We start from the raw sequence: 19102 nt of genomic DNA, 5'->3' as shown, positions 1-19102 counted from the left end.
AGTGTATTATAGAAACAGGTGAGGTATTGCAAGGCTTCTATATTCCTCAGTGGTTTTCCAATTGGGATGCTGCTGAAACAAAAAATCTGCACCCAATAAGGCACAGATTTTTTTGATTGGACAAGTATCCATCTGTTATAATAATTTAATTTTTCTGCACATATTTCCGGTAAGAGAAGTCCCCAAAATTTTCTTTTCCTTTTCTCTCTTTTTTAAAGGCCGCAAACAAAATATCCAGTTCTTCCAACAACCCCGCTTCATCCAGGCTTTCCTTGTACAACGTGTTCAGGCGCTCACCTTCATTGTCTCCACCAATGTGGAGGTTATACCTGCCAACGGCAGTACCTACAAAACCAATTTCCGCAGCGTACGGTCTGCCGCAACCGTTGGGGCAACCTGTCATGCGCATAATGATACCTTCATCCTGTAACGCATGTTTTACCACAAGCGGCTCAATTTTAGAAATCAGCGTGGGCAGGTAACGTTGTCCCTCCGCCAATGCCAGCGGACAAGTTGGCAATGCTACGCAAGCAATTGCATTTTTACGCAGGTGACTGGCGGCTTCTGTATGTTCAATAATTTTAAACCGTTCGAGTATTTCGTTAATGGTAGCCTTATCCTTATCCGCTACATCACTGATGATCATATTTTGATTGGAGGTAAACAGGAAATTGCATTTGCCGGTTCTGGCCACTTCCAGCAGGGCTGTTTTCAGCGCCAGCTTTTCATCATCCAGCACCCGGCCGTTTTCCACAAATAAGGTGTAGTACCAAACGCCTTGTGCGTTCTGTAACCAGCCATAACGATCAGCCCTTTGCGTAAATTCATAAGGTCTTGCCGGCTCCAGTTTAAAACCGGTGCGCTTTTCCACTTCTGCTCTGTAAGCATCTACGCCCATTTTGTCAAGGGTATATTTTAACCGGGCCAGTTTCCTGTCGCTGCGGTTACCAAAATCACGCTGCACCGTAATGATTTCATAAATAGCTCTCATTACTTTTTCTTCGGTATCAACAAAGCCGATGGTGGTACCCAATCTTGCGTAAGTAGAAGCATTGCCATGCGTGGTTGACAGTCCGCCACCAATGGCGATATTAAAGCCCTTTAATTCATTATTTTCTATAATGGCTACCAGGCCGAGATCATTGGTAAAAACATCCACATCATTGTTAGGTGGGATGGCAATACCAATCTTAAATTTCCTGGGTAAGTACCTGTCCTGGTATAATGGATCTTCTTCTTCATTCTTCTCCGCTATCTTTTCTTCATCCAGCCATATTTCATAATAAGCTTTTGTTTTAGGCATCAGGTAATTGCTGATTTTATCTGCATAGGCAAATACCTGTGCATGTATCGGCGATTCGCCCGGGTGAGAGGTACAACTTACATTGCGGTTGATGTCACCACAGGTAGCAATAGAATCAAGACCAGCCTGGCTAAAAGACTGAATGGTGGGCCTTATTTTTGATTTGATCAATCCATGCAACTGTATGGTTTGCCGCGTGGTGATTTTAATTACGCCTGTGCTGTTGTCAAGCGCAATTTCATTGGCCGCAATCCATTTTTTTGCACTGATAAAACCACCCGGCAAGCGAAGGCGAATCATAAAAGTATACAAGCGATCCAGTCTTTTTTCCGCACGTTCTTCTCTCCTGTCGCGGTCATCCTGCTGGTACATGCCGTGAAATTTGATCACTGCGGTATCGTCTTCACGGATAGCGCCGGTAATTTCATCGTGCAGGCTTTGCGGAATAGAACCCCGCAAACCATCACTGGCGGTTTTTATTTTTTCTATTGCGGATAAATTATTTTTCTCTGACATAGTAATTTTTTAATCTGATTCTTTAAAACATGTTGCCCGAACAGTTGTTTTTCATGGCGGCATCGTTGCGTCGCCCTCTTGTACGGCATACCATTTTGCAATGTGGGAACAGCCCCAGTCGATTTCTACACATCAATAAACATCTTTTTCATAGCGGCCTTCTTCTTCCATCAATTCCAAATATTTCTTTGCCTCTTCCAATGATTTGTTGCCCTGCTGCTGGATAATTTCTACCAGGGTATTCTCTACATCAATGCTCATCGGGTCTTTGGTACCACAGATAAAAAATGACGCACCACTATTGATCCATTCGTATACTTCAGCGGCGTGCTGCAGCATTTTATGCTGCACGTACAATTTAAAATGCTGGTCTCTTGAGAAAGCTACATTCACTTTTGTCAGTACGCCTGTTTCAACCCAGTTCTGTATTTCGGTCTGGTATAAAAAATCCGTGGCAAAATGCTGATCGCCAAAGAACAACCAGTTTTTACCGGTAGCGCCGGTTGCATCCCGTTCTGATAAAAATGACCTGAAAGCTGCGATGCCAGTACCCGGACCAACCATGATCATATCTTTATCATCGGCCGGCATCCGGAATCTTTTATTAGTCTGGATAAAAAATTTCTGTTCGGTGTTCACCTGCAATTCACTTAAATAAGTGGAGCAAAGGCCAAATCTTTTTTCATCATTGATGGTGTAAGTGTCCTTTACTGCAAGGATATGCACTTCGCCTTCATGGGCAGACGGTGAAGAAGCGATGGTGTACAGCCTGGGAGAAATGGCATTCATCTTACTCACAATAGTTTCAAATTGTGCCGCGTCTTTTACAGGATAAATTTTTAATAAATCCAGCAAATCCATTTTGGTTGCAGGTATGTCTTCACCGGTTATTTCCGCATATTGTTTTACCAACCGTTCAGTTAAATAAATAATGTTGATCTTATATTTCAACAGATCATAAATGCTTACTTCTTCATTTTTAAAGACAATCTTTTTCGTACCATCCACTTTAGCAACCGCAAGAATTTCTTCCACCACCTTCGTTGGATTTTCAGGTACAATGCCTACGGAGTCGCCGCACTGGTACTGCAATCCATCCGCTGCTATTTCAATATGAAAGGTTTCCTTATTAGAACCCCGGTCGTTTAAATTTACTTTTGTGAGTACGGTACCAGAATAGATTTGCTTACCTGTTTTTTTAGCTGCAATGGTTGCCGGTGTTGAAGCGGGCACAAGGGCTGTTGCAGTAGAAAGGCTTTTTAATACACCGTTGAACCAGCTGTTGGCATCTTCTTCGTACTCCACATCACATTTTTGCAAGGGCGCTATCCTGCTGCCGCCCAGTTTGTTAAATTGTTCATCTACTTCCTCGCCCGTTTTACAAAACAGAGGGTAAGAGGTATCGCCCAACGCCAGTACGCTGTATTTTAGTTTTTCCAGTTTAAACCCATTCTGGTGAATATGATCATAGAATTTTTTTGCTGCAATGGGTGGTTCGCCTTCGCCATGGGTACTGACAATGGCCAGCAAATATTCTTCCTTTGTAAGGTCAGTCAGGCGATATTGATCCATGCCCACCACTTTTGCATGAATGCGTTGTTGTTTTGCTTTCGCTGCAAAATCGGCGGCCAGTCTTTTTGAGTTGCCGGTTTCAGTGCCATACACGATGGTAATCTTACTCACCGCCGGGTCTGTAGTTGCAGTTACAGCAGCAGTTACAGGTACCTGTGATTGCACCACCCCGTTCAGGTAGCCATTCATCCATAGCAGCTCCTCTTTGCCGGAAGACTTGATAAGGTCTAAAAAAATTTTAAGTTTATTCTCCGCCAACATGTGTTGCTGCTTTTAAAAGGTTATTATCCGGAAGAACCGGTTTAAAATAATGATCAGTACTTGCTGCATCGGGCAGCCATGCATATTGTTCATGCAGGGCCACTACTTTGCCGATAATGACCAGCGAGGGTGAAATAAAAGAACGTCCTTTTAGATTCACTTCGTAGTCGTATAAAGAACTGATGTGTACATGTTGTAAAGGCGTTGTAGCCTGTTCTATCACTGCCATCAATTTCAGTGGATCAATATTGTATTTCACCAGGTTGGCAACTACATTATCAAGCGTTTCCGACGACATGTAAAAAACCAGTGTGTCGGTTGTTTGCGCTAATTCCTGCCAATAAGTATCTGTTACAATATCTGATTTATAAGATGTAAGTAAGCGCACCGCAGTAGATAACCCCCTGCCCGTTAAAGGTATTCCGGCATAAGAAGCTGCACCTAAAGCCGCCGTTACACCTGGAATAATTTCGTAGGGAATATTGTGTTCTACCACCGTCTGCAGTTCATCCAGGATATTAGAAAAGATGGAAACATCGCCACCTTTTAAACGCACTACCAGCTTCCCTTGCAGCGCATATTCCACGATGTAGGCGTTGATGCTTTGCTGCGGTGTGCTGTACCCTCTTCTGCATTGTTTTCCCACATAAATAATCTCGGCATCCTTGCGTACATACTGGTCTAATATTGCTTTGCTAACCAGCCTGTCTGTCAACACCACATCCGCCTGTTGCAGGTAACGTGCCGCCTTTACGGTGATCAGTTCCGGATCGCCGCAGCCTGCACCTGCTAATATTACTTTACCGGTATGGTTGATTTCGTTCATGCCCGCTCCCACCCCCTGAAGGGAAGTTTAATTTTTCGACTATAAAAAGACTCTGTTGATATGAAGTTTTTTATTTTTTACTTTTTAATTTTTACTTAAAACAACCCTTCAATAGACAAATACCTTTCGCCTGTGTCGTAATTAAAGGTAAGTACTTTAGCACCTGCCGGAATTTCTGCGAGTTTTTTCGCTACTGCCGCCAGTGATGCGCCGGTTGAAATACCTGCTAAAATACCTTCTTCTTTGGCCAGTCTTTGTGTATATGAAAATGCATCATCCTTGCTTACCTGTATTACGCCGTCTAAAATGTCTTTATTTAAAATCGAAGGTGCAAAACCTGCTCCAATACCTTGTATCGGGTGTGGACCAGGAGCGCCACCACTTAACACGGGCGACAATTCAGGCTCAACTGCAAACACTTTCAGGTTGGGAAATTGCTTCTTCAATATTTCCGCAACGCCGGTGATATGCCCGCCTGTACCAACACCGGTAATAATATAATCCAGCCCTTCGGGAAAATCTGTCGCAATTTCCAGGGCTGTTGTTTTGCGGTGTACTTCTGTATTGGCAGGGTTATCAAACTGCTGTGGCATCCAGGCGTTGGGTGTTGAGGCGGTTAACTCGCCTGCTTTTTCAATGGCGCCTTTCATACCTTTTTCCCTTGGTGTCAGCACAAATTCTGCGCCGTATAAAGCCATCAGCCTTCTGCGTTCAATGCTCATACTTTCGGGCATAACCAAAATAATTTTATAGCCTTTAACAGCCGCAACCAAAGCCAGTCCTATACCCGTGTTACCACTGGTAGGTTCAATAATCACACTATCCTTATTTAATAAACCTTTCAGCTCTGCGTCTTCAATCATAGCGAGTGCAATACGATCTTTAATGCTTGCACCCGGATTTGTTTTTTCCAGTTTGATCCATACTTCGTGCTGGTTGCCGTACAATTTATTGATGCGTACATGTGGCGTGTTGCCAATGGTTGCTAAAATGCTGTTTGCTTTCATTGTATGATGGTTTAATTAGTGTCTGTTGACGTTTAATTATTTGATTATAACTGTTGTTCTATCTCCGCCAGGGTAAAAGTTCATCAAAGCTATTTTTGTACAAGAGGGCGATGCAAGAATGATGACCATTGCCTCACCGGCCCGGACCAATTTCTATATTACAAAATTGAGCGCCTCTGGTAAAGGATTATTATCCCTTATTGATACCTCACTTTTATGATATACGATTGAATAAGGCAACACCGAATTGGTAAGCCATACGTTTCCACCAATCACGCTGTCGTGGCCAATGACTGTATCGCCGCCCAATATGGTAGCGCCTGAATAAATGATTACATTGTCTTCGATACTCGGGTGCCTTTTTGGCTTTACCTGGATTTTACTCACACTCAATGCACCGAGCGTTACGCCCTGGTAAATTTTTACATTATTACCAATGTGCGTGGTTTCACCAATTACAATTCCGGTTCCATGATCAATAAAAAATGATGACCCGATTTCGGCACCCGGATGAATATCAATACCGGTTTTGCTATGCGCATATTCAGAAAAAATACGCGGCAATATTTTTACTCCCAGCAACACCAATTGATGTGAAAACCTGTAAACAGCCGTGGCATAAAAACCAGGGTATGCCATCAACACTTCTTCAATTGTTTTGGCGGCAGGATCTGATTGCAATATTGCTTCAGCGTCTTTCAGTAGCAGGTCGTATATAGCCGGTATGTTTTCAAAAAATAAATCGGTAACGGATTGTGTTTGCTCACCATCGGCATTTACGTCATAAATGAGTGCCGATAAATGACTTTTATACGATTCAAATTCTTTTGTAAGCTCATACTGCGACATCCTTTTTTGCTTCTGCGGTATGAATAAAAATTCAAAAAATCCGTCAATAAATTCTTCCGCCAGCTCCTTATCCGGAAAGGCTGTAGTAGCCTGCTGGTGCTGGTTAAAGAGGCATTGTATGAAGTTGGATGTATCCACTTGTTTAGTTATGAGTTATAATTATATGTTGTAAGTCGTAAGTTATGAGTTGTAAGTTTAGAAATTCCGACCTTAAAGAATTATTAATTATTAATTTTTAGTTAATCCCTATTGTATCATACAAGCTCCTACTGTTACATTGCTTGTTTCATCAATTAAGATAGCGCCGCCGTTCACCCTTAATTTTTTGTATGAATCGAATGGTACCGGTGAGGCTGTTTTAATTTTCACTTTGACGATATCGTTTAAACCCGCCTGTTCCGGTGCCGGTTCTTTTAAGAGTGAATTTACATCGAGCTTATATTCTATTTCTTTTACCACGGCTCTTGTAACACGGCTGTTGATTTGCAGCAAATATTTATTGCCGGGTATCAATGGCTTGTTGCCCATCCAGCAAAGTAAAACATCTAGTTCATTTTCTACAGATGGCTGATTGTCTTTCAGAACAATTACATCACCACGACTGATATCGATATCATCATTTAAATGCAGTACCACGCTTTGTGGCGCAAAGGCTTCTTCCACCTCCTTGCCACCAATTTCAATCGCTCTGATGGTACTTTCCAGTCCGGAAGGTTGCACAGTTATTTTGTCGCCTTTTTTATAAATACCGCTGATTACCTTACCGGCATAACCGCGGTAATCGTGCAGGGCTTCTGTTTGGGGGCGAATAACATATTGTACGGGGAACCTTGCATCGGTATAATTGATGTCGTTGGCCACTTCCACATTCTCTAAAATATGTAATAAAGATTCACCTTCGTACCATGGAAAAGCCGTCGATTTTTCCACAATATTATCGCCATTGATGGCACTGATGGGAATGTATTTAATATCCTTTAACCCCAGCGAGGTAGCCACTTCCGCATAATCGATCACAATGTTGTTGTACACATCTTCTGAATTATTTACGAGGTCCATTTTATTGATGGCAACTACCACATGTGGCAGGTTCAGCAACGATGCGATGATTGAGTGCCGGCGTGTTTGTTCCACCACACCATTGCGGGCATCAACCAAAATAATAGCCAGGTCGCTGTTGGAAGCGCCGGTTACCATGTTGCGGGTGTACTGGGTGTGACCCGGTGCATCTGCAATAATAAATTTGCGCTTTGGTGTGCTGAAATATTTATACGCCACATCAATGGTAATGCCCTGCTCTCTTTCGGCACGCAAGCCATCGGTTAATAAAGCCAGATCAATTTCACCATCTTCTTTATTTTTACTTTGCTTTTCAATTGCTTCCAGCTGGTCAATCATAATTGATTTGCTGTCGTACAGCAGGCGGCCAATCAAGGTGCTTTTTCCATCATCTACACTGCCTGCGGTTATAAATCTGAGTATGTCCATTGTTATATGTAGTTGTAAACTTTAGTTGTAAATAATAAGTTTTAAGTTATGGATTATTAGTTATGAATTATTTGATCCTTCAAGAGCTGAACACTATTTTAAAAATTATACCCTGTATTTCAACTTATAACCTATAACTCATAACTTATAACTTTCTAAAAGTATCCGTTCTTTTTTCTGTCTTCCATTGCTGCTTCGCTCACCCTGTCGTCAATTCTTGTTTCACCTCTTTCGCTGGTTTTGGTAGCGATGATTTCTGTGATGATGTCATCGATATTGCTGGCAGTAGATTCAACAGCCGCTGTACAGGTCATATCACCTACCGTTCTGTACCGCACTTTTTTTACAGATACTTTATCGGTTTCATCCAGCTGGATAAATTCAGATGTGGCTACCAGTTGCCCCTGCCATTCGAGTACTTCCCTTTCGTGTGCAAAATAAATGGAGGGCAATTCGATTTCATTTCTTTTGATGTAATTCCAGATATCCAGCTCCGTCCAGTTACTGATTGGGAATACCCTGACGTTCTCGCCCTTGTGAATACGTCCGTTGTATGTGTTCCATAATTCCGGCCTTTGCAGTTTGGGATCCCATTGACCAAACTCATCTCTTACAGAAAATATCCTTTCTTTAGCCCTTGCTTTTTCCTCATCTCTCCGGGCACCGCCGATGCAGGCATCAAACTTAAATTCTTCAATGGTATCCAGCAAAGTATAGGTCTGTAACGCATTACGGCTGGCAAACTTTCCTTTTTGTTCGGTTAAGTTTTTTTCTTTGATGGTATCAGCTACACTTCTTACTATCAGTTTTTCACCAATGCTGTTAGCCAGGTGATCCCTGAAGTCCAATGCTTCCTGGAAATTATGGCCGGTATCAATGTGCACCAGCGGAAAAGGGAATTTACCGGGACGAAATGCTTTTAAAGCAAGATGCACCAGTACAATAGAATCTTTACCACCAGAAAAAAGCAAAGCTGGTCTTTCAAACTGGCCTGCTACTTCCCTGAAAATGTGGATGGATTCCGATTCCAATAAGTCTAAATAATCTAACCTGTGTTGACTCATACTTATTTTTTGGGCGAACAAAGCAACGGTTTTCAAAGCTTTGATTCACGGTGATATTTTTTAATTTTTTGCTGCTGGTTCTTCATGCACATGAAGACCGCATTCTTTTTTATCTGCATCCTCCCACCACCAGCGGCCGGCCCTGAAATCTTCACCCGGTCTGATGGCTCTTGTACAAGGCGCACAACCGATGCTTACAAAACCTTTATCGTGCAGTGGGTTGTAAGGAACATGATTTTTGTTGATGTATTCTTTTACCTGTTCTGTTGTCCAGTGTAAAATGGGGTGATACTTAATAATTTTATTGGATTCGTCCCACTCTATAATCGGCAAGTCATGCCTGTCGGGTGAATGCTCCGCCCTTAATCCAGTTATCCAGATCGCATTACCAGCCAGTGCCCTTCTTAATGGTTCTACTTTACGAATGAAGCAACAATCTTTCCTGTTTTGAACAGATTCATAAAATGAATTGGGACCTCTTTCTTCAACGAGTTGTTGTAGTGTATCCTGGTTAGGATAGTAGGCTTTTATTTTAGTATTGTATTGCTCGTTGGTGCTGTTCCATACAGAATACGTTTCTGCAAACATACGTCCTGTATCCAGCGTAAAAATTTTTACAGGTAATTGCTTACTCAAAATTTCGTGCGTAATAACCTGGTCTTCAAAGCTAAAACTGGATGAGAATGTAACCCGTTCCGGAAACTGTGTAGTGAGTAATTGTAAAAACTCAGCGATGCTTAGTCCATCTAATTGATGGAGTAATTGGGAAACGTTGTCTGGTGTTGAAATCATGCGTTAAAAATAAATTGTGGTAAAATAGTCTGCAAAAAATTTAGCCAAAACTTAATGTATCAACAGCAACAACACTTATTACTGCAACATTTTTGATACTGCATTATGGAAGGAAATAGAAGCATAGTTTATTATAAGTCTACCTAAATGATGGACAAATATACTTTACAAAACCGAAATAGAAAATTTTTTATTGACGCCAGCCCGGCAAAGTTATTTACGGAGCGTTTTATAAATTCGGATGGCTGCAAGCAGGATGGCGATAAAAGCCACCAAACCAATCATGCCCCACAGCAGGCTCATGCTTTGCTTTACGGTTACCAGCATTACAATAGCGAAGAGAAAAACAGTGGCGCCCTCGTTCCATATCCGCAACTGCTGAGAGGTATATTTAAAAATGCCTTTGCTTTCGTCTTTATAAATTTTATGCAGCGTAAAATGATAGGCGTATAAACCGGCCACCAGCGCCAGTTTTATCCACAGCCAGGTGGGGATGCTGCCAAATAGGTAAGCCACCCAACCACCAAAGATCAGCGTAAGGATGGCAGAAGGCCACGTGATGCCCAGCCACAGCCTTTTGATCATAATGGAAAACTGGTTGGAGAGAATTTGCTTTTCAAGTTCATCTTTTTCCTGGGCTTCTGTATTATATATAAATAACCGCACAATATAAAACATACCGGCGAACCAAGTTACAATAAAGATGATGTGTAGTGCTTTGATGTAGAAATACATAATATGGCTGATGTCTGATTTTTCGATGTCTGATTTCTTTGGTTTGCTGCCCATGTCCTTTATTGACAGAGCCTGTTAACCGAAGCATTTATTTTTGATACAATGAGTTCTATAAAAAATAATCAGCTATTTGCTCTGCTATACTTATTTTACTTGCTTTGAAAAAAATTTGGAGGCCGTCACACACATAATATTTTTTCTCCCGGCATACCCATATAAAATCAGACATCAAAAAATCAGACATTTAAGGAGAAATTTTTCACCCAGCCCGCCAAAACATCCACCCATAAAGGGTTCGTATTCAAACAGGGTATCATAGTAAATGCTTCGCCGCCGGCACCCATGAATTCTTCTTTTCCCCTTACATCAATTTCTTCCAACGTTTCCAGGCAGTCACTCACAAAAGCAGGACAAAGAATCAGTAATTTTTTAATGCCTTCTTTTGGCAATTCAATCAAGCGGATATCTGTAAAGGGTTCCAGCCAGCCCTTACCTAACCGTGATTGAAAGGAAATACTGTATTTATTTGTTGGAATATTCAATTGTTCCATTACCAGCCTGGTGGTGGTAAACACCTGGTGGCGGTAACAATGGGCATGTGCCGGAGAAGCTACCTCACAGCAGTTCTCAATTTTTAAACAATGGCTTCCGGTAGTATCGCTTTTGCGGATATGTCTTCCTGGTATGCCGTGGTAGCTAAATAAAATATGATCATGCTCTTTCTGCAGGTAAGGGCGGATATTTTCCGCCAGCGCATGGATATAATCCGGCTCATTGTAAAATGGCGGCAAAAATTGCAGCTTAAACCTGTAGTTATTTTGTTGGTATACTTCTTTGGCTGATTCAACCGCGGTTTCAAAACTAGACATGGCATAATGCGGATAAAGTGGAATGGCCAGTACTTCCTCCAGGTCCGGGTTTTTATTTTGCAACTCATCAAAAGCGGCTTTGGGCGATGGATTGCCATAGCGCATGGCAATGGTTACCGGTTCATCCACTTTAGCCTGCAGCGCCTGTTGTAACTGCTTTGTTAGCACCACCAGTGGGGAACCTTCTTTTGTCCAGATGGTTTTATAAGCTTCGGCACTTTTAGGAGCCCGGAAAGGAACAATAATACCATTTATTAAAAAGAAACGAGCCAGGAAAGGAATGTCTATCACCCGCTCATCCATTAAAAATTCTTTCAGGTAACGTCGCACGTCTTTTACTTCGGTTGAATCCGGTGAACCCAGGTTCATTAAAACAATTCCTTTTTTTGCCATGACTTGAAAATGATTTGCAAATGTAACCACTGGTTTTGCTAAAAGTTCATCCGGCTAAAATATTGTTGCCATCAATATTTTGAACAGTATTGTGAAAGCTTATGACAAAATCAGCTGGTATAATGCTTTTATTAAATAGAATAAAAAACGTTGGAAATATAAGCGGGACGAAGGTTTGAAAGCCAGCCAATATTTAAATAATAAGCACTTTAAAAAACCTGACAATAAAGTGACAAATCCAACTGCACCACATCATAAAAGATTTCGTTTATGTACCCGTGGATAGATCATATTTTAAAATGATACTTATCATTCCGCAAAATGACAAAGCAATGACACAGAAATTAGTTTACAACAACCCACGCAAGTAATTTTGTGCAATCAACAAGTAATTAAGAAATAAGGATGCCCGGACAGCAACATACAGATATTTCCACTTTTTTTATAGCAGGCATTAACTATAAAAAGTCAGATGCTGCCATTCGTGGACAATATGCTATCAACAGCGATCAATACGCCTCCCTGCTCTCGCTGGCTCCCCAGTATGGTATTAAAGAATTATTTATTCTTTCAACCTGCAATCGCACTGAAATTTATGGTTTTGCTCAAAGTGCCCAGGACCTTTGCAAACTGTTGTGCAGCCAAACGCAGGGATCACTCGACAATTTTACTGAACGGGCATATATAAAAGGCGGCAAAGTGGCTATTGAACATCTTTTTGATGTGGCTGCCGGATTGGATTCTCAAATACTGGGCGATTATGAAATTATTGGCCAGATAAAAAACGCGTTTAAATTTTCAAAACAGCATGCTTTCATCGGTGCTTACCTGGAAAGAATGGTGAACGGGGTATTACAGTCGTCTAAAATGATTAAGAATACAACGGAACTAAGTGGAGGAACCGTATCAGTTTCTTTCGCTGCCATTCAATATATTAAAGAACACGTTCCTCATCTGGCAGATAAAAAAATATTGTTACTTGGTACCGGCAAAATCGGTCGTAATACCTGCAAAAATTTAGTAGATTACCTGGGAACAACAAATATTACCCTCATCAACCGCACTGAAAGCAAAGCGGCGGAACTGGCTGCGGAGCTAGGTCTGCAATATGCCCCACTCGAAGACCTGGCTAACCAGATTGATGAAGCTGCTATCATTCTTGTGGCTACCAATTCTGCAGAACCTGTTATTTTGGAATCACATGTAATCAATGGCACTGATAAACTGATCATCGATTTATCTATTCCTTATAATGTAGAAACAGCCGCTCACCTGCTACCCAATGTTACATTGGTAAATGTAGATGAGCTATCAAAAATAAAAGATTTAACACTGCAAAAAAGAATTGCAGAAGTTCCCAAAGCAAAAGCTATCATTGCAGAACATATCAATGAATTTTTAAACTGGCACCAGATGCGCAAAAACGTGCCTGTTTTAAAAGCAGTGAAAATAAAGCTTGAACAAATGCAATCCTGCAACTTGTATATAAACACCTGCTTTTCCAATATTGCCTCCCCCGGTTGCCCGGCAGCTGACGAAAAAATTCAAAAAGTAATCAACGGAATGGCTGTAAAAATGCGCCATCATAACCAGCGTGGCTGCCATTACATTGAAGCCATAAATGAGTATATTGCCTGAGCGCAAATAAATTTACATGACGAAAATTATCAGGATAGGTACCAGGGAAAGCCAGCTTGCGGTATGGCAAGCCACATTGGTACAACAACTGCTTGCAAAAAATAATCAGCAGGCTGAATTGGTATTTATAAAAAGCGAAGGCGACATTGACCTCCAGACACCGCTGTATGAAATCGGCGTGCAAGGAATATTTACCCGTAGTCTTGACATTGCCCTGATAAATAATAAAATTGACATCGCTGTACATTCCATGAAGGATGTGCCTACACAATTACCAAAAGGTATTGTTCAATCAGCGGTTTTACCAAGGGCTTCTTACAAAGATATTTTTGTGTATAAAGGAGAACTGTCTTCTATTGAAGATGAAGTGGGATACACCGCTGGCAAATGGGCAACTCACGATTCACGATTCACCACTCACCATTCACCATTCACAATAGCCACCAGCAGCATCCGCCGGATGGCGCAATGGCTTAACCGTTATCCACATCATAGCATAGAAAATTTAAGGGGTAATGTAAATACACGGTTGCGTAAAGTGCAGGAGAACAACTGGCAGGGGGCCATCTTTGCGGCAGCCGGATTGGAAAGAATCAACCTTCGTCCCGAAAAGTCTATTGAGCTGGACTGGATGTTACCGGCACCGGCACAAGGCGCTATCATGATCGTGTGCAGGGACGGAGATGAGGATTGCCTGCAGGCATGCGACCTGCTGAATGACGCTGCCACAGCCACCTGCGCCAAAATTGAAAGGGATTTCTTAAGAACATTGCTGGGCGGTTGCTCTACTCCCATCAGCGCACTCGCCGAAATAAAAGACGATCAAATTTATTTCAGGGGAAACATTTTATCTGCCGATGGAAACGAAAAAGTATCCATCGACAAATGGATTACACATGCAGAAGCAAACGAAGCAGGCAGTGTATTGGCAAACGAAATATTATTAAACGGCGGAGAAAAAATTGCACTCGCTATTCGCAATGCAAAGTAACGTGAACATATTATGTACCCGGCCCCTCACCGACGGGTTGATAGAGGAAGCTTTACTGCAGGGCATTGTAATTGATGAAATTTCTTTCATCGAAACAACCCCTGTGCAAACTATAGAAGTGCAGCAGGAGATAGAGCAGGAAGCGTTAAGGATTACTGCGGTGGTATTTACAAGCATGAATGCAGTCGAAGCAGTCGCTGATTACCTGGACGGTCAGCCGGTTGAATGGCGCATCTATTGCATGGGCAATACGACCAATCAACTGGTAAAAAAATATTTTGGTGCACAGCATATTGCAGGCATCGCCAACAGCGCTGCAGAATTGGCGGAGTTGATTATAGAAGAAGGCGCTATTGATGAAGTAATATTTTTTTGCGGTGATCAGCGCCGCGACGAATTGCCTGAGATATTGCGCAGCCATGAAATTGAGGTCACTGAAATTACCGTGTACCAAACCATCGCCATCACACATAAAATTGACAAAATATACCACGGCATCTTATTTTTCAGTCCGAGTGCGGTAGCAAGTTTTTTTAGTAAAAACAAAATACCTGCTTCAACTGTTCTGTTTGCCATTGGCAGTACAACGGCCAACGAAATAAAAAAGCATACAACCAATAAAATCATCATCAGCAATCAGCCGGGTAAAGAAAACCTGGTGAGGAAGATGATGGAATATTTCAGCCCGCTGTAGCGCCACCCTAACTCCTCCAAGGGGGAGAATATGGAGGATATTGCTGCGGAGATTTAATCCAATTTAAAAACGAACCACTACCAATTCTTTCTCCTGAAGGAGAAGGGTTGGGATGAAGTAAAATCAGCATTAAAAATTCATACAAAAAATAACATGAGCACATTAAAAAACGACCTGCTGTTAAGAGCCCTTCGCGGAGAAATTGTTGAACGGCCACCGGTATGGATGATGCGGCAGGCCGGCAGGTATTTGCCCGACTATTTGAAACTAAAAGCCAAGTATGATTTTTTTGCCCGCGTACAAACGCCGGAACTGGCCACCGCCATTACATTGCAGCCTGTTGACCAGGTAGGCGTCGATGCCGCCATCATCTTCAGTGATATTTTGGTGATCCCTCAGGCAATGGGTGTTGAAGTGTTGATGGAAGAAGGCAAGGGACCATCCTTACCAAAAATTATTCAGACACAACAGGATATTGACGCTTTAATAACGGAAGGCGCAGAGGAGAGTTTGAAATATGTTTATGATGCGCTATCTCTTACAAAAAAAGAACTCAACGGTCGTGTGCCCCTGATAGGTTTCGCCGGCGCACCCTGGACTATTTTATGCTATATGGTGGAAGGCAAGGGAAGTAAGACATGGGATAAAGCCAAGCAGTTTGCCTACACGCAACCAGCGTTGGCACATCAGTTGTTACAAAAAATAACCAACATCACTATTCAGTATTTAAAGCTGCAGGCAAAGGCCGGTGCTGATACGGTGCAGGTTTTCGATAGCTGGGCGGGATCATTAAGTCCGGCCGATTTTAAGACCTATGCGCAACCATATCTGATACAAATTGCGGATGCATTAAAAGATGATGTGCCGGTAATTTTGTTTCCAAAAGGCAGCTGGTATGCATTGAAAGATTTAAGCGAAAGCAGCGCTGCCGGCCTGGGTATTGATTGGTGTGTATCGCCACAAATGGCAAGGGAATTAACCGGCAATAAGATAACGTTGCAGGGAAATTTTGATCCTTCGATGTTGCTGGCACCCATCCCCGATATTAAAAAAGCGGTTACAGAAATGATTGATGCGTTTGGCACACAACGCTACATTGCCAACCTGGGGCATGGCATTACGCCTAATGTTCCGGTTGATCATGCAAGGGCTTTTGTGGATGCGGTGAAGGAATATCGCCCCCGTTAAAATGCTGGATACTGGATGCTAGATACCTGATAATGGATATTGGATGCTGGATTAAATTTTGGAGTGATAGAAATTAAAATTCAAAGTAGTTTTCAATTTATTTACATCTTCAAATAACTCGTTCCAGGAGTAAGGGTAGATGGATTGGAGTCGTTCAATAACTCCCCTTTAGGGGATGGGGGTAGATACTACTTTATAATAAATACTTTTCTAAAAATGGAATTTAAAAATCAATGGATCGCTTTTATTCACCAGTTGCAGAACGACATTTGTGCAGCACTGGAAGCCTGTGATGGCAAAGCAACCTTTATTGAAGATGCGTGGGAAAGAGCAGAAGGTGGTGGAGGAAAAACAAGGGTGATCAGCAATGGCAATGTGTTTGAAAAAGGAGGTGTCAATACATCGATCGTGTTTGGTGACGTGACTGATATGATGCGGACACAATTAAAAATCAATGGCGACAAGTGGTTTGCCTGTGGCCTGAGTTTGGTGATTCATCCTTCCAATCCTTTTGTGCCAACCGTTCATTGCAATTACCGCATGTTTGAATTGTACAATGCAGCAGGTGAAACAATCGACCGCTGGTTTGGCGGAGGTACGGATTTAACGCCGTACTATTTATTTGAAGAAGATGCCAAACATTTTCATCAAACCTATAAAAATGCCTGTGACCAGTTTGATCCATCATTCTATCCTGACTTTAAAAAAGTATGCGATGACTATTTTGTAAATACGCACCGCAACAATGAACGCCGTGGTATTGGTGGTATTTTTTACGATTATAAAAAACCATCTGCGGAAAAAGATATTGAGTTTTGGTTTGGCTTTGCCAAAGCCTGTGGCTACGCTTTTATGGACGCCTATATTCCCATCGCAGAAAAAAGAAAAAATATTCCTTATACGCCCGAAAATAAATTCTGGCAGGAAATAAGAAGAGGCCGTTACACAGAGTTCAACCTGGTACACGACCGGGGCACTATTTTTGGTTTAAAAACAAATGGCAGAACGGAGAGTATTTTAATGAGCTTACCGCCAACAGTTCGCTTTGAATATAATTACAACCCCACACCCGGCAGTGAAGAAGATAAATTGCTGCAAGCTTGTTTACATCCGGTAGACTGGCTCAATACTACCATCGACATCAATGAAGATGACTGGTCAAAAAAAGTAAATAGTTGCTAGCGATTTAACACTGCCTGGCATTTCAGCATATTAAAATCATACAATCATGTTTTTACAAAGAAGGAACAGAATATTAAGAACTAATGCTTCTATAAGAAGTTTAGTTTCGGAAACAACTTTAAAGCCCGCCGATTTTATTGCCCCGTTATTTATAGATGAAGGTGAAAATGTAGCATTTGAAATTCCTTCTATGCCGGGCTATTACCGCTACTCCATTGACGGCACTATCAAAGAAGTAAAGTTGTTGTGGAGCATGGGTATTAGAAGCGTGTTGCTGTTTGTAAAAGCTGCGGATGAAATGAAAGATAATACCGGCAAGGAAGCATGGAACCCTGACGGACTGATGCAGCGCACCATCAAAGCCATTAAAAATGCTTTGCCCGAAATGATTGTAATGACAGACGTTGCGCTTGACCCCTACTCTGTTTATGGCCATGATGGTATTGTAGAAGATGGTGAAATTGTAAATGATCCCACCGTTGAAGCATTGGTAAAAATGAGCCTGAGCCATGCCAAAGCAGGTGCAGACATTGTTGCGCCGAGCGACATGATGGATGGCCGTATCGGCGCCATCCGTGAAGCATTGGAACAAAACAATTATATCAAAACGGGCATTATGGCCTACAGCGCCAAATATGCTTCCTGCTTTTATGGGCCCTTCCGGGATGCGCTGGATTCAGCGCCTGGTTTTGGTGATAAAAAGACCTACCAGATGGATTACGGCAACCGCATTGAAGCCATCAAGGAAACATTGATGGACATTGAAGAAGGCGCCGATATCGTCATGGTGAAACCCGCCATGGCTTACCTCGATATCATCCGTGAAGTAAAAAATGCAGTAGATGTTCCCGTAAGTGCCTACCATGTAAGCGGCGAATACGCCATGATAAAAGCCTCCGCGAAGATGGGGTGGATCAATGAAGACAAAGCCATCCTCGAATGTTTAACTTCCATTAAAAGAGCCGGCGCAGATTTGATCGCCACTTATTTTGCGAAGGACGCGGTGAAGTTATTATCATAAAATTTACTAACTTTATACGTTAGTAACCTAAAACAGGAGTATGATTGTATCTTTTGGCAGTTCTGAAACGGAAAAAGTTTGGAATGGTGAAAGGGTTAAACAACTACCTCTTGAAATTCAGCATATGGGCCGAAGGAAACTCAGAATGCTTAATAACTCAGCAGACCTTACAGATTTGAGAGTGCCTCTCAGTAACAAGCTTGAAAAGCTGGCCAGTAAACTAAAAGCATTTTATAGCATTCGCATTAATGATCCATGGCGCATTATTTTTCAGTGGAACAGCGGCAATGCTACTGAAGTTGAAATTGTAGATTATCATTAAAATATTTTCAAAAATGGCCAGACTAAAAAATATTCACCCGGGCGAAATTCTCATGGAAGAATTTCTTATCCCATTCAGTATCTCAGCATATAAATTGTCAAAAGATATTGAAATTCCGCAAACAAGAATATCTGAAATTGTCAAGGGAAATCGCAGAATTACAGCTGATACCGCTTTAAGGTTAAGTAAATATTTTGGCAACTCAGCTAAATTCTGGCTTGGTTTACAAGACGATTTCGACATCGAAGCTGAAACAGTCGCAAAAGGAGCCCTTCTAAAATCTATCAAGGCTTTAAAAGTAACTGTTACATAATACCGCGATTATTTTTATTTGCAGAAAGGTTCTTACCCTTTTTGTTACGCTTCGGAAAAAGATGCCAAAAGGTATGCG

18 protein-coding genes are annotated in these 19102 nt (G+C 41.8%); 8 read left to right on the top strand and 10 right to left on the bottom strand.

What is annotated here, in order from left to right; translation table 11 throughout:
* Positions 1 to 145: 145 nt before the first annotated feature.
* The 10 genes from cysI to hemH all read right to left on the bottom strand — a co-directional run bounded on the left by cysI (position 146) and on the right by hemH (position 11675).
* Entirely contained in the window at positions 146 to 1819 is a 1674-nt protein-coding gene (gene cysI / locus QWZ08_RS01705) for an assimilatory sulfite reductase (NADPH) hemoprotein subunit (RefSeq protein ID WP_290335448.1), read from the bottom strand.
* A 132-nt stretch (positions 1820 to 1951) separates the two neighbouring features.
* Positions 1952 to 3652, bottom strand: a complete 1701-nt coding sequence (locus QWZ08_RS01700) for a diflavin oxidoreductase (protein WP_290335447.1) — start codon at positions 3650 to 3652, stop codon at positions 1952 to 1954.
* Positions 3636 to 4490 carry a uroporphyrinogen-III C-methyltransferase gene (gene cobA / locus QWZ08_RS01695; protein WP_290335446.1) on the bottom strand — a complete coding sequence of 285 codons (855 nt, stop codon included), beginning with the start codon at positions 4488 to 4490 and terminating at the stop codon, positions 3636 to 3638. Before cobA ends, QWZ08_RS01700 begins: the two co-directional genes overlap by 17 nt.
* Positions 4491 to 4573: 83 nt before the next feature.
* On the bottom strand, positions 4574 to 5485 hold the full coding sequence (gene cysK, locus QWZ08_RS01690; RefSeq protein ID WP_290335445.1) for a cysteine synthase A: 912 nt from the start codon (positions 5483 to 5485) through the stop codon (positions 4574 to 4576).
* A 153-nt stretch (positions 5486 to 5638) separates the two neighbouring features.
* Entirely contained in the window at positions 5639 to 6472 is an 834-nt protein-coding gene (locus QWZ08_RS01685) for a serine O-acetyltransferase (RefSeq protein WP_290335444.1), read from the bottom strand.
* A gap of 108 nt (positions 6473 to 6580) precedes the next feature.
* Complete coding sequence (locus QWZ08_RS01680) at positions 6581 to 7822, bottom strand: sulfate adenylyltransferase subunit 1 (protein ID WP_290335443.1); 1242 nt, start codon at positions 7820 to 7822, stop codon at positions 6581 to 6583.
* Between the two features lie 155 nt (positions 7823 to 7977).
* The gene (gene cysD, locus QWZ08_RS01675; protein ID WP_290335442.1) at positions 7978 to 8886 is read right to left on the bottom strand and encodes a sulfate adenylyltransferase subunit CysD; all 909 of its coding nucleotides are present in this window, start codon (positions 8884 to 8886) and stop codon (positions 7978 to 7980) included.
* Between the two features lie 60 nt (positions 8887 to 8946).
* A complete protein-coding gene (locus tag QWZ08_RS01670) occupies positions 8947 to 9678 on the bottom strand; it encodes a phosphoadenylyl-sulfate reductase (RefSeq protein WP_290335441.1) in 732 nt (243 codons plus the stop codon).
* A gap of 213 nt (positions 9679 to 9891) precedes the next feature.
* On the bottom strand, positions 9892 to 10467 hold the full coding sequence (locus tag QWZ08_RS01665; RefSeq protein WP_290335440.1) for a CopD family protein: 576 nt from the start codon (positions 10465 to 10467) through the stop codon (positions 9892 to 9894).
* A 182-nt stretch (positions 10468 to 10649) separates the two neighbouring features.
* Positions 10650 to 11675, bottom strand: coding sequence for a ferrochelatase (gene hemH / locus QWZ08_RS01660; protein ID WP_290335439.1), 1026 nt, complete (start codon positions 11673 to 11675; stop codon positions 10650 to 10652).
* Between the two features lie 405 nt (positions 11676 to 12080).
* Between hemH and hemA the strand changes: the two genes are divergently transcribed.
* The 8 genes from hemA (at position 12081) to QWZ08_RS01620 (ending at position 19024) form a co-directional block, all read left to right on the top strand.
* Entirely contained in the window at positions 12081 to 13313 is a 1233-nt protein-coding gene (gene hemA, locus QWZ08_RS01655) for a glutamyl-tRNA reductase (protein WP_290335438.1), read from the top strand.
* Positions 13314 to 13329: 16 nt separating this feature from the next.
* The gene (hemC, locus tag QWZ08_RS01650) at positions 13330 to 14304 is read left to right on the top strand and encodes a hydroxymethylbilane synthase (RefSeq protein WP_290335437.1); all 975 of its coding nucleotides are present in this window, start codon (positions 13330 to 13332) and stop codon (positions 14302 to 14304) included.
* Position 14305: 1 nt separating this feature from the next.
* Positions 14306 to 14998, top strand: coding sequence for a uroporphyrinogen-III synthase (locus QWZ08_RS01645; RefSeq protein WP_290335436.1), 693 nt, complete (start codon positions 14306 to 14308; stop codon positions 14996 to 14998).
* Between the two features lie 153 nt (positions 14999 to 15151).
* On the top strand, positions 15152 to 16186 hold the full coding sequence (gene hemE, locus QWZ08_RS01640; RefSeq protein WP_290335435.1) for a uroporphyrinogen decarboxylase: 1035 nt from the start codon (positions 15152 to 15154) through the stop codon (positions 16184 to 16186).
* Between the two features lie 216 nt (positions 16187 to 16402).
* Positions 16403 to 17368, top strand: coding sequence for an oxygen-dependent coproporphyrinogen oxidase (hemF, locus tag QWZ08_RS01635; RefSeq protein WP_290335434.1), 966 nt, complete (start codon positions 16403 to 16405; stop codon positions 17366 to 17368).
* A gap of 46 nt (positions 17369 to 17414) precedes the next feature.
* Positions 17415 to 18389, top strand: a complete 975-nt coding sequence (gene hemB / locus QWZ08_RS01630; protein WP_290335433.1) for a porphobilinogen synthase — start codon at positions 17415 to 17417, stop codon at positions 18387 to 18389.
* Positions 18390 to 18429: 40 nt separating this feature from the next.
* Positions 18430 to 18711 carry a type II toxin-antitoxin system RelE/ParE family toxin gene (locus QWZ08_RS01625; protein WP_290335432.1) on the top strand — a complete coding sequence of 94 codons (282 nt, stop codon included), beginning with the start codon at positions 18430 to 18432 and terminating at the stop codon, positions 18709 to 18711.
* A 13-nt stretch (positions 18712 to 18724) separates the two neighbouring features.
* Entirely contained in the window at positions 18725 to 19024 is a 300-nt protein-coding gene (locus QWZ08_RS01620) for a HigA family addiction module antitoxin (protein WP_290335431.1), read from the top strand.
* Positions 19025 to 19102 lie beyond the last annotated feature (78 nt).

Origin of the sequence: Ferruginibacter paludis, assembly GCF_030409685.1 — a bacterium.
In the GTDB taxonomy this organism is placed as follows: Bacteria; Bacteroidota; Bacteroidia; order Chitinophagales; family Chitinophagaceae; genus Ferruginibacter; species Ferruginibacter paludis.
The sequence above is the reverse complement of the archived record's forward strand: the minus strand, read 5'-3'. Positions and strand labels throughout refer to the sequence as shown.

What these genes read in the sequence shown, in the direction of transcription:
- QWZ08_RS01680 (WP_290335443.1), bottom strand. Translation starts at nt 7,822, where the DNA reads ATGGACATACTCAGATTTATAACCGCAGGCAGTGTAGATGATGGAAAA.
- hemH (WP_290335439.1), bottom strand. Translation starts at nt 11,675, where the DNA reads ATGGCAAAAAAAGGAATTGTTTTAATGAACCTGGGTTCACCGGATTCA.
- hemB (WP_290335433.1), top strand. Translation starts at nt 17,415, where the DNA reads ATGTTTTTACAAAGAAGGAACAGAATATTAAGAACTAATGCTTCTATA.
- cysK (WP_290335445.1), bottom strand. Translation starts at nt 5,485, where the DNA reads ATGAAAGCAAACAGCATTTTAGCAACCATTGGCAACACGCCACATGTA.
- cysD (WP_290335442.1), bottom strand. Translation starts at nt 8,886, where the DNA reads ATGAGTCAACACAGGTTAGATTATTTAGACTTATTGGAATCGGAATCC.
- hemC (WP_290335437.1), top strand. Translation starts at nt 13,330, where the DNA reads ATGACGAAAATTATCAGGATAGGTACCAGGGAAAGCCAGCTTGCGGTA.
- hemA (WP_290335438.1), top strand. Translation starts at nt 12,081, where the DNA reads ATGCCCGGACAGCAACATACAGATATTTCCACTTTTTTTATAGCAGGC.
- QWZ08_RS01670 (WP_290335441.1), bottom strand. Translation starts at nt 9,678, where the DNA reads ATGATTTCAACACCAGACAACGTTTCCCAATTACTCCATCAATTAGAT.
- hemE (WP_290335435.1), top strand. Translation starts at nt 15,152, where the DNA reads ATGAGCACATTAAAAAACGACCTGCTGTTAAGAGCCCTTCGCGGAGAA.
- QWZ08_RS01625 (WP_290335432.1), top strand. Translation starts at nt 18,430, where the DNA reads ATGATTGTATCTTTTGGCAGTTCTGAAACGGAAAAAGTTTGGAATGGT.
- hemF (WP_290335434.1), top strand. Translation starts at nt 16,403, where the DNA reads ATGGAATTTAAAAATCAATGGATCGCTTTTATTCACCAGTTGCAGAAC.
- cysI (WP_290335448.1), bottom strand. Translation starts at nt 1,819, where the DNA reads ATGTCAGAGAAAAATAATTTATCCGCAATAGAAAAAATAAAAACCGCC.
- QWZ08_RS01700 (WP_290335447.1), bottom strand. Translation starts at nt 3,652, where the DNA reads ATGTTGGCGGAGAATAAACTTAAAATTTTTTTAGACCTTATCAAGTCT.
- QWZ08_RS01665 (WP_290335440.1), bottom strand. Translation starts at nt 10,467, where the DNA reads ATGGGCAGCAAACCAAAGAAATCAGACATCGAAAAATCAGACATCAGC.
- QWZ08_RS01620 (WP_290335431.1), top strand. Translation starts at nt 18,725, where the DNA reads ATGGCCAGACTAAAAAATATTCACCCGGGCGAAATTCTCATGGAAGAA.